Source organism: Myxococcales bacterium (assembly GCA_016717005.1).
GTDB lineage: Bacteria > Myxococcota_A > Polyangia > Haliangiales > Haliangiaceae > UBA2376.
Genome location: JADJUF010000029.1, coordinates 21,080 through 31,376, shown reverse-complemented (window position 1 = coordinate 31,376; position 10,297 = coordinate 21,080). Strand labels below are relative to the sequence as shown.

At 71.8% G+C, this 10,297-nt stretch carries 9 protein-coding genes; 5 read left to right on the top strand and 4 right to left on the bottom strand.

All coding sequences use genetic code 11. The annotated features are described in order from the left end of the window. Positions 1–39: 39 nt before the first annotated feature. From IPL61_22865 to IPL61_22855, 3 genes are read left to right on the top strand one after another with little or no spacing between them, the layout of a single operon-like run. The gene (locus IPL61_22865; GenBank protein ID MBK9034075.1) at positions 40–228 is read left to right on the top strand and encodes a hypothetical protein; all 189 of its coding nucleotides are present in this window, start codon (positions 40–42) and stop codon (positions 226–228) included. Further along, a complete protein-coding gene (locus IPL61_22860; protein MBK9034074.1) occupies positions 225–3,365 on the top strand; it encodes a hypothetical protein in 3,141 nt (1,046 codons plus the stop codon). Before IPL61_22865 ends, IPL61_22860 begins: the two co-directional genes overlap by 4 nt. Positions 3,366–3,418: 53 nt before the next feature. Next, positions 3,419–3,601, top strand: coding sequence for a hypothetical protein (locus tag IPL61_22855; GenBank protein ID MBK9034073.1), 183 nt, complete (start codon positions 3,419–3,421; stop codon positions 3,599–3,601). Positions 3,602–4,340: 739 nt separating this feature from the next. Here IPL61_22855 and IPL61_22850 read toward each other — a convergent pair. Continuing rightward, entirely contained in the window at positions 4,341–5,387 is a 1,047-nt protein-coding gene (locus IPL61_22850) for a hypothetical protein (protein ID MBK9034072.1), read from the bottom strand. Between the two features lie 246 nt (positions 5,388–5,633). Next, complete coding sequence (locus IPL61_22845; GenBank protein MBK9034071.1) at positions 5,634–6,176, bottom strand: hypothetical protein; 543 nt, start codon at positions 6,174–6,176, stop codon at positions 5,634–5,636. A gap of 412 nt (positions 6,177–6,588) precedes the next feature. Between IPL61_22845 and IPL61_22840 the strand changes: the two genes are divergently transcribed. Both IPL61_22840 and IPL61_22835 read left to right on the top strand, forming a co-directional pair. Beyond that, entirely contained in the window at positions 6,589–7,572 is a 984-nt protein-coding gene (locus tag IPL61_22840) for a hypothetical protein (protein ID MBK9034070.1), read from the top strand. 96 nt (positions 7,573–7,668) lie between these two features. Beyond that, positions 7,669–8,679 carry a hypothetical protein gene (locus tag IPL61_22835; GenBank protein MBK9034069.1) on the top strand — a complete coding sequence of 337 codons (1,011 nt, stop codon included), beginning with the start codon at positions 7,669–7,671 and terminating at the stop codon, positions 8,677–8,679. Between the two features lie 4 nt (positions 8,680–8,683). Here IPL61_22835 and IPL61_22830 read toward each other — a convergent pair whose 3' ends face one another. Then, on the bottom strand, positions 8,684–9,271 hold the full coding sequence (locus tag IPL61_22830) for a hypothetical protein (GenBank protein MBK9034068.1): 588 nt from the start codon (positions 9,269–9,271) through the stop codon (positions 8,684–8,686). Positions 9,272–9,282: 11 nt separating this feature from the next. Beyond that, positions 9,283–10,152 carry a hypothetical protein gene (locus IPL61_22825; protein ID MBK9034067.1) on the bottom strand — a complete coding sequence of 290 codons (870 nt, stop codon included), beginning with the start codon at positions 10,150–10,152 and terminating at the stop codon, positions 9,283–9,285. Positions 10,153–10,297: the final 145 nt, after the last annotated feature.

Sequence of the window (10,297 nt, the reverse complement as noted above, 5' to 3'; positions counted from 1 at the left end):
GCCACGGTGCAGCTGGCGGCTGCGTCGGCGGTCGGCGGCGTGACGATCGCGATCGTCGCCGCGCTGTCGCGCAGCCGGGCGCTGGTGCTGTTCACGGCCGGCACCGGTGTCAGCGTCGCGCCCGTGGGGCCGCTGGTCCTGACGGTGTCCGACGGCGCCGAGTCGGCGACGATGACGCTCGTGGTTTCCACCGCCCCGGCGGTGCTGGCCGAGGAGCTGCCGCCATGAGCTACTGGATCGATCCCGAGCTGCTGCAGCTCGTGGGCCTGGGGACCAAGGGTGACAGTCACATCGCCGATGGCCGGCACCTGCGCTGGTTCTTCGGCCGGTGGCTCGGGTTCCCACGCTCGGGCTTCCGTCTGCGCCGCAGCGCCAGCCCCACGACACCCGCACGGTGGAAGGCGATCTATACGAGCGGCGACGTCGGCCGGGTCCAGGAGCTCACCCAGGCGGCGATCGGCCCGGTGCGCCGTCGCTTCGCCACCGGCCTCACGGTCGACAAGGCCGGCGGATTGGTGTTCCAGGCCGCCGGGCCGGCCGGCGTGCCGTACCTGCGTCTCGACACCCGACCGGCGTGGCTCGACCTCGGCTTCGAGGGGCCGTCGGCGACGCCACCGCCGCCGCCGCTGTCGGTCAACCCCGCCGCCTGGGTGCGCCTCACGATCTTCCGCCGCGTCGAGACCGGCGGCGTGGTCGCGACCGCCTTCGCCAATGGCCGGGGGAGCTGGCACTTCCAGGATCGCGCGGCCATCGGCCACGGGCTCGACGCCCACGTGCCAGCGACGCTGCGGTCGGCGATCCGCCGCACCAGCCGCCAGGATCTGCTCGGGCCGGTGACCGAGCGCGTGTACCGGGACCGCGTGCCGTGGCTGCGCCCCGACGAGCTGCGGCTTCCGCCCTGGCCCGGTCGCAACCCGTGGGTCGCCGACACGTTGCTCTTGCACGGTGGGCTCATCGAGCGCATCGAGCTGGTGGGGCACGACGCGGCGGTGGCGCGGATCGAGTGGCTGCCGTCGCGCGCCTACGCCCAGGCGCCGGTGTGGACCGACGTCGATCGCTTCTATCTACCGCTCACCGACCAGCCGGCGATCTACCCGGCGTGGACCACCCAGGCCGGCGAAGAGGTGGCCAAGAGCCGTCTGTTCGCGGCCCCACCGCGGGCGCTGCCGCCCTGGGACACCGCGGCGATGCCGCCACCGCCCGCACCGCTCGCCGACATCGCGAGCGACCTGGCCCAGCGCTACCTCGACCTCGGCTACCAGCGCATGCACGCGGCCATGAAGGGCTTCCTCGACCACGAGCTGGCGGCGAGCGAGCCACAGGCCATGTTCGTCTACGACGACGCCGTCGCGACGGTGCCCGCCGACGACGACCTCGGCGGCGGCGCCATCCGGCTGTCGCCCTACGACGTGCTGCGCAGCGCCGCGCTCGATCCATGCGTGGCCCGCCTCCTGGGGCTCATGACCACCGACGCTGCGACCGACGCGTCGCCGTGGGACTACGCCGTCGATGCCGGCTTCCCGACCCGCTGGCTCCAGCGCCAGCTCCTGGGCGGCCTGCGCGAGGCGCCGCGCGCGCTGGTCGCCGCCCTGCCGCACCTCGACTCGCTCGAGCGCTCGGCGCGGCTGGCCTCGAACTCACAAGCGTGCGTGTCGCTCGCCACCCACATCGCCCAGGAGGCGCGGCCGCCGCTGACCCCACCGCTCGATCCGCAGGTCGAGATCCTGCCGCGCCCCGGCGCTCGCCCGATCGAGGCCGAGGTGATCGCCAGCTGCCGCGGCAACGACAGCAACCTTTTCGAGGCCCAGGCCCGGGTCATGTTCGCGGTGCGCCGCCGATCGGCCGCTGGCGACGACGTCGCGCTGCATGCCAAGGATGACGAGTCGGGCCGCCGGGTGCCCCTGGTCCCGACGCGAGCCGCGACCACCAGCGGGCGGGTCGCGGTCCACGACCGATCGGTGCCCGCGTATGGCACGTACACCTGGCGCCTGAGCGGCATGGATCTGTGGGGACGCTGGAGCCCGTTCGCCGACGTGTCGCGGTCGGTCGTCGATCACGTGCCACCGCCGGCGCCAGCGGCGCTGGCCGCCGAGCTGGTCGGCGCACCCGAGCTGGCTCCGACCTGGGCGCGACTGCGCGTCGGCTTCGACTGGGGCGACGGGGCCGCGGCCGCCGCACCCGATCTGGCCCGCTTCGAGCTGCACCTGCGCCAGGGCGCCGCCGGCTTCGCTGACACCGACGATCCGACCCTGTGGGGGCGGCTCGAGACCGCACCGGGCGCGACGCCCCCGCCGCTGATCGTGGCGTGGCCGAGCGGCGCCACCGTCGTACCGCCGGGGCTGACCGCGACGACCACCATGGCCCACGTCATCAGCGGTGGCGGCGGTGCCACCCGGGTCACTATCGAGCTTGGCCCGGTGGTGGTGCCGTTCGACGGGCGCGGCCGCGCCCAGATCTGCGCCACGGTGCGCGCGGTCGATGCCAGCGGCAACGCCAGCCGTCTGGCCCGGTGCGCCGTCGCGTCGCGGGCTGATCTGGCACCACCACCACCGCCACCGGCGCACGGCACCCTGCGCTACGCGACCCACGCCGATGCGCAGGGCCGGGCCTCGGTGCGGATCGCCTTCGTGGTGCCGCCGCACGGGTCGGTCCAGGTGTATCGCTGCCCGGCCGCGGTGCTCCTGGCCGCCGGCCAGGTCGATGACGCGGTCTTCCAGACGCTCGATGCCACGGCGCGGGTCGACCTGCTCCAGGGACTCGCGACCCAGCATCGCCCGAGCTTCCGGATCGATCACGCGGCGCCGTATGTTGACGCCGCCACCCACCACGATGGCGAACTCGGGGGCGTCGACCGCGGCTGGACGCTGTTCGTCGTCCTGGCGGTGTCGGCGCACGGCATCGCCGCGGCCTGGCCAGTGGAACCGCTGCGCTTCGAGGTCGTGGCGGTGCCACTGCTCGAGGTCCCGGATGCGCCGCGAGTGGTCGAGGCCCGCGGTGGCGATCGCAACGCGACCCTGCGGGTCGCGCCCGACCCCGGCGGCCGCGCCACCGAGCTGCGCCTGTACCGCACCCGCGACGCGGCGGCCGTCGATGACGTGCGCCGGATGCGCCCGGGCGCCGTCGTCGCCGCCAGCGCCAGCGTCGTGGTCCTCGCGGACAGCGACCTGCTAGCCGACGTCGACTACTACTATCGCGTCGTCGCCGTGAACGCCGACGGCGTGCGCTCGCCCCATCGTCGCCGGTCACGATTCGGGCCACCTCGAGCCAGCCGCCCGAGACGGCGACGGTCGAGGAGGTGTCGCGGCCGCCGGACCCGAGCCGCCGCGGCGTGCGCGTGCGTCTGCCGCGTCGCGACTACACAGTGACGCTGCTCCGCCGCCAGCGCGGTGTACCGGGGTGGAGCCCGGCGAACACGCCGGTGACCCGCGCCGACGGTTCGTTCGACGTCGCGGCGCTGCCCACGGTCGTCGACGCCGGAGCCTACGTGGTCACCACCGAGGACCTGGTGCCCGCGCCGGCCGCGCGCTGGGCCTACCGCGTCGAGATCGTCGACCCGCGCGGTCGGCGATCGATGAGCGCCGTCGTCGAGGATTCGCCATGAGCTTGACCGACGACCTGCAGATCTGGCTGGCCAGCGGCCCCGGAGCGCCGCTGTTCGGGCAGATGTTCGAGCACGTCCATGACGTCGACAGCGAGTTCCACCAGGCGTCGCTTGCCGATCCCGGCGGCATCGGGGGCGAACTCGCCCTGATCACCGCGACCAGCGACTCACTACGCGCACCGTTCAACTGCTTCGTGACGCGGGTTCCTGACGTCGCGACGCTGTCGACCGATCAACGCCGAGCCTTCACCGACGGGCTTCCTCCGCTCCGCGACTCGGCGGGACGCCGCGTCAGTGTCGACGACGATCGCCTGCAACCTGACGACCCTGGTGCTCGAGGTCACCGGTGGCGCATGCCGACGACTCGAGTACCTGTGGGCTGCGCTGGACTTCGGCGGCCCCACCCGACGGCGACCGACCTGGCGCCGCAGTGCCGGTCCCTCGCTGGCTCATCGTTCGCGGGATCCGTGCGACGTCTCTCGTGGCGGCGACCACCGCGATCGCCACCAGCCAGTTCGCTGGCCTCCCGGTGCCGGCGCCGTCACTTGGCAAGTTCAGTCTGGACTCGAAAGGCTCTACGTCGCGTGCCACCAAAGTCTGGGTGAGCTTCCTGCGGGCAACGCAGTGAGCATCCGGATGTTCGATGTCGCCGGCCTGCCCCTCGACCCGGTCTTTGTCTTCGCGCAGCTCGCGCGCCTGGCGGCCGGTGGCTTCGGCCGTCTCGCGCGCCCCGATGCATCTACGGTTGCGGCCTGGTCGACGAACTGGGTATCGGCCACGCCACCCGCGCCACACCCTGGTGCTGAGCGACCACGTCGGCACGCCATACGATCCATGGCTTGACAACGACCCGGCTCCACCGCCACCCGACCCGCCGCCATCGGCGCCGGAGCGTCTGCTGCTGGTTCCGTCTGCCAACATCGAGGTCGCGATCCCCACCCATGGGGTGGTGTCGTTCGCCCAGGGCACCAGCGAGCACAGTGCGCTCGCCTCGCAGCTCGCCGAGGTGGTGCTCCCGGGCGAGCACGTGCGGCTGGCGCCACACCCGCACGGTGTGCTCGCAGCGACGACCCGCCTTGGCTTCTCCCGCTGGAGCTTCTTCCGGCTGCGCGTGATCGACTACGCGCGCTGGCTGCCGCGCAACCCCAACCCGCAGAGCCAGCTCCAGCGCTACTCCGAGGGCAACCACGTCGACGCGCTGGTCGACGCGCGCGCCGCGTTCCGGGCGATCTACCGAGCCATCCGCGCCACCTACGTCGACGAGACTTACGATCGCGACGACGCCATGCCGTCGGGGGTCCTGCGCGACCCGGCGGCCAACGCCGGGGCGAAGGTCCTCGGCATCAATGCCTGGGTCGCCGCCGATGTGCCGGTCCTCGGCCGACGCGCGATGCTGGAGGTCCCGCGCACGCAGGCGCCGGTCATCCTGCCCAAGGACGTGACCGCGATCTGGCGCGCGCTGCCGTGCCACCAGCAGGTCAGACTGCCGCGGCCACCCGGTGATCCCGAGCCGCTCCCGGGTGATCCACTTATCGACCTCGACGACGACCATATCGACGACCAGCGATTCTACTGGGTGCTGTTTCCGGCCGGGACCTTCTCGCCCGGCATGTACGTGACCTTGACCCAGCTCGAGTTCTCGACAGTGTTTCGCGGTGACGACCCACGCATCGTCGGGGACGATGCCGGGGCCGACCTGTTCGGTCGGGTCACCGAGCCGTCCACGCCACGGCGTTTCGGCGCCTTCGTGAGCCCCGGCGGCGAATGCCTGCTGCGCGCAGTACACGACCCCGACTGGGCCGGCGAGGTCGAGTGCCGCGCTGTGTGGTGGTCGCCGGCGCCGGATGATCCCGCTCCCCAGGACACTGCGACCGCGGGTCGCGGCGCGCTGCACGTCCACGGGTACGGTCGCTTGACCTTGCCGGCGGCGCCGGGTGGCATGTCGCCGCCGCCACCGCTGCGCGCCAGCCCGGCGGCCACAGTGCGGCTGCTGTGGAACGGCACCCCGGGGCAGGCCGAACTGCAGTTCCCGTCAGGCTTCGTGACCAGCCCGCCATCGTCGATCGCGATCGTCAACACGCGCACCAGCGCGGTGCAGTGGGTGGATGCCGCGACCAGCGCGGCCAGGTCGGTGACCGTCGACAATGTCGCCCGCGACGATGGCTTCGCGGTCGGGGTCGCCGCCGCCGGGGCGCGCGATCTCGCCGGGTGCGATGGGTTCTTCGAGATCCGCGCCGCCGACGGCCAGCTCTCCAGTGGCCTGGTGCCGATGCACCCCAAGGAGATCGGCGGCCTGATCCGAGAGAGCATCCAGCGCGGCGTCGATGTGCGGTGGTTGCCGTGGCGCGACAAGTTCGAGTCGAAAGCCAGCGCGCTGGTGCGACACAGCCTGGGGATGGCGGCTCTCGTCAACGCCGAGGTCGACGGCCGCCGCGGCCAGGCGATCGTCGATGAACTCACCCGCGAGACCGGGGTCCATCATCAGAAGTCGACCTTCGTCGAGTCGCCGAGCGGGCCGGTGGCATTCGTCGGGGGCATCGATCTCAACATCGGGCGCTTCGACGAGCCGACCCACCCCGATCCCAACCCCGATCGACCGACCGGCCTGTGGCACGACATCCACTGCCAGGTCCGCGGTCGCGCCGCGTGGGACGTCTACCGCAACTTTCAGGAACGGTGGAACGCGGCGGTGGCGCACCCGAGCCGCCACCCGGTGCCGGCCCATGCCACGCCGCTACCGCCGCCGACCGCGACCCAGATCCTGTCGGCGGTGAACGACGGCCCCCACACCGTGCAGATCAATCGCACCCTGGCGCCCCACATCCCCGAGTACACCGCCATCGTGCCGACCGACCGCGGCGACCTGTCGGCGATCCAGTCGACCTTCCGGGCGATCGAGCAAGCGCGACGCTTCCTGTACTGCGAGGAACAGTACCTGTGGAACCCCGAGCTGGCGCAGCGGATCCGGGCACGCCTCCTCGGACCCGATGCCCTGGAGTGGGTGGTGTTCATCCTGCCACGCCAGCTCGCCGAGTTTCCGGTCCTCGATCTGGTGCTCTGCGATGCGGCGTCGCTGCATCAACCTGATCCTGTACGGCAAGGAGAGCCTGGAGTCCGGCGAGGACGGGACCACGCTGCCGGACTACACCGGCGACCGCGTGGTGTTCGCCCACCCCATCAACGAGGACGGGACCCCGGTCTATGTCCACGCCAAGACCGTGCTGGTCGACGACCTATGGGCGTCGATCGGCTCGGCCAACATGAGCCGGCGGTCGGCCACGCTCGACTCGGAGATCACCGCCGCGACCATCGACACGCGGCTGCACAGCGGCCGGCACCGGTTTGCCCACGAGCTGCGGGTGGCGTTGATGGCCGAGCATCTGCGGGTATTGCCCGAGGAGCGCGGCCTGCTCGAAGACCCGACCGATGCGTTCCGGCTGCTCAAGGCGACCCTGGCGGGACAGCGACCGTGGGTGCGCAGTGGCCTGATGGCGTACGACCCGCTGACGACCCAGTACGGCCCCCAGCCGCTCGACTTCGACGCCTACCTGCCCGACGCCCTGGCCGCCGGCATGGACCCGGATGGGCGCAGCCCGCATGAGCTCCGCCTGGTCGACTTCATGGCGCTGAGGCAACACCTCGCCGCCGCGGCGGATCCGACTACGCTCGGCGGACTGGCGGCGGTGCGAGCCACCGCCGACCTGTCGGCGCTGCCGGCGTTGCCAGGCGCGGAGCGATACCTGTGGCAGGTCGACCTCGCTGATGGTGCGGCGCCGCCGCTCCGCACCGTCGGGCCGCTCGAGGCCGACCAGGCCGCGAGCCTTGGATTGGTGGACGCGGCTCGATCATGGCGGGTCACCGGGGAAGTATTCCTTGCATCGGCGCCGGGCACGGTGCTAGCGAGGTCTCAGGTCGACGTGACGCCGACCAGCCTGGTGACCACGGTCACACTGTCGTTGGCCCCGCCATGATCGCGCCGCTCAATACCCACCGGTGTTCGCTCCTGGCGATCGTCGCGTCGCTGGCGTGCAGCGGCACGGGTGAGACGCTGATCGACGGCGCGGTCGATGCCGTCCCCCGACACTGCGGTGGATGCTGGCTGCGACGCCTCCTGGCGCCGCGAGGTCCTGGCCACAGGCGACGTCAGCGTCCAGAACTCGATCGCCATCGACGCGAGCGGCGGTATCCACATCGCGCGCTACGACCGGGCCACCGCCACCATCGTCTACACGACCAATGTGAGCGGTACGTGGTCGAGCGAGACCGTTGCGACGCTGACGGACCCGGGCCTACCCGACCCCGCGATCGTTGTTGATTCCGAGGCTCACGTCGACGTCGCGTACCTCGACCGACGGGGCCGCGATGTGTGGTTCGCCACCCGTACGGCATCGACCTGGACACACGAGCCCGTCGAGACGAATACGCCCGGCGGTTCGTCTCTCGACATGGTCGTCGGCAGGGACGGCGTCATGCGCATCGCCTATTCTCGAACCCAGGCCGGTGGCGTGGCGCTTGCCATCCGGCCATCGATGACCTGGGACGTCACGACGGTGGATGGCGCCGCGGCGAGCGGCGACGTGGCGGTGCTCGACAACCCGCCGGGCAAGACCACGGTTGCCTACCGTCGATTCTCACCGCCAGCCGCGATGATCGCCTCGGATGCGTCCGGAGCGTTTTCGCCCATCCCCCTGCCCTTCGATGGTGCGTTCGCGAACCTGGGTCGGGCGCCGAACGACGACGTCCTGCTGGCGTACACCCGAGAGCCATCGGGCGAGCTGGGCTACTCGCTGTACGCAGGAGGCACCTGGACGCACTATCCCACTGGCGTGGTCGCCGACTACGTCCACGACGTCGCCACGCTCCGGGACGGCTCGTTCGCGGTGCTGTATCGGGCGACCGCTGGCCGCGAGCTCCGTCTCGGCACCGTGCGTGGCGGCGAGCTCACGTCGGAGCCCATCGATGCCGTGGGGGACGCAGGCCTGTCGGCGGCAATCGCCACCCACGGTGCCGAGATCCACATCGCCTATCGCCGCGAGGGCGCGCAGCCGGAGCTGGTCCACGCGTGGACTTGTCGATGAAGGCTCAGCGACAGACGTACGGCACGACGCTGCGATCGCATGTGAGCCCGGACTCGCAGTCCTCGGCTCGGCCGCCGCAGCGAGCGCCCACCGCTCCCCGCGGGTGACACTCGTGAGGCGTGTAGCCGGTGTTGCAGACCAGACCGCTGATGCAGTCGCTGTCCTGCTGGCACAGCTCGGCGAGCTGACCTTCGAGATCGCACACCTTGCCAGCGCCGGTCTCGTTGCACGCCAGCCCCGGCTGGCAGTTGTCGTCCTGGCTGCACGCCTCGCCCTCGACGTGGAGGCCGACCGGCTCGCACACGCGAACGCCCGGTGCCGCATTGCACACCAGCGGCATCATGCAGTTCCCGTCGAAGCCGCATGGCTGCCCCGCGGCGTTGGCCCGTGGCATCTCGCATCGGGTCGTGGCGGCATTGCACGCCAGCGACGACTGACAGACGTCGCAGTCATCGCGACCAACGCACGTCGCGCCAAGGGTCAGACGCGGATCCGGGACACAATCGCAGTGCGTGACATCGAGCCCGCCCTGCTCCGTGCGCTCGGTGCAACAGGCACCGATCGCGAACACGCCAACAGCGAGCAGGCTCATCGCACGGATCGTCATGGTCTGATCTCCAGCGACACCTGGGTCGCCAACCACTGCGATGGGCCATCGTGAGGACCGGACCACGGCGTAACGACGACCCGGACGCCGAGCCAGGGCAGCGGATCCCAAAGCGCGCCGAGGTACAGATCGGGCGATACCGCGAGCGACGTGCCGAAGAAGCTCGGATGCTGGCCGAGCTCGCACTGACCGAGGGAGTTGCACTGGAAGTTCGCCCGGTCGGCGGTGTTCATCGCCGGCAGCAGCTCGACCTGGGTGCCGACGACGAGCCCCAGGCCATAGCCGAGATCGCGCCAGTACGTGACGCCGACCTGCGCGCCCGGCCGCCACGCGGTGCCGCTCACAGGGCCGGCCTTGCGGTCCCAGGCCAGGCACGCGCCGTCGACCTCAAAGCAGTCGCCGGCGTCCCAGGTGTACGGGATGCGGTACACGCGCACGCCCAGGTGCCACTGCAACAAGAACGGGAGCTGATCCGAGACGTCGCGCACCTCGAGGCCGTACCGCTGGGACGTCGCGCGCCGCGGCGTGAACGGTAGGTGCTCACCGCGGCCCGGGGCGCTCACCGCCACGGTCGCCGCGACCTCGGCATCGTTGCCCAGCCCGACGCCGACCCAGCCGCCGCCCGCGGGCCCCGGGGCCTGACGCGCGCCTTCGTTGGGCGGGCGCGCATCGTGCCCTGACTGCCACGCGGCCGCTGAACCGAGGCCGCCGATGCGGAGGGCGCCGCGCGCGACTGCGGAGCCCAGGAGTACCGGCGCCGGCTGGGCCGGGGGCGTGCTGACCATGCGCTCGCGTACACCGGTGCCCGACTCGAACGGCACGCACCCGGCGACGAGCCCCACACCGAGCAGGCACCAACGCCACATGGCACCGTGTTACCCGAGGCGCCAGCGCCAGACAAGCGACGGAGCGCACGTCGGCCGTCGCGGCGCCGGAGGCCGTGGCAAGTTCTTGCCACGCCGGAGCGGATCCAGGCCGACCAGGGACGATCACGACGGACGGCGCACGGGG

Coding starts and splice junctions, on each gene's coding strand:
- IPL61_22860 (MBK9034074.1), top strand. CDS start 225: ATGAGCTACTGGATCGATCCCGAGCTGCTGCAGCTCGTGGGCCTGGGG.
- IPL61_22840 (MBK9034070.1), top strand. CDS start 6,589: ATGCCCTGGAGTGGGTGGTGTTCATCCTGCCACGCCAGCTCGCCGAGT.
- IPL61_22835 (MBK9034069.1), top strand. CDS start 7,669: ATGCCGTCCCCCGACACTGCGGTGGATGCTGGCTGCGACGCCTCCTGG.
- IPL61_22830 (MBK9034068.1), bottom strand. CDS start 9,271: ATGAGCCTGCTCGCTGTTGGCGTGTTCGCGATCGGTGCCTGTTGCACC.
- IPL61_22825 (MBK9034067.1), bottom strand. CDS start 10,152: ATGTGGCGTTGGTGCCTGCTCGGTGTGGGGCTCGTCGCCGGGTGCGTG.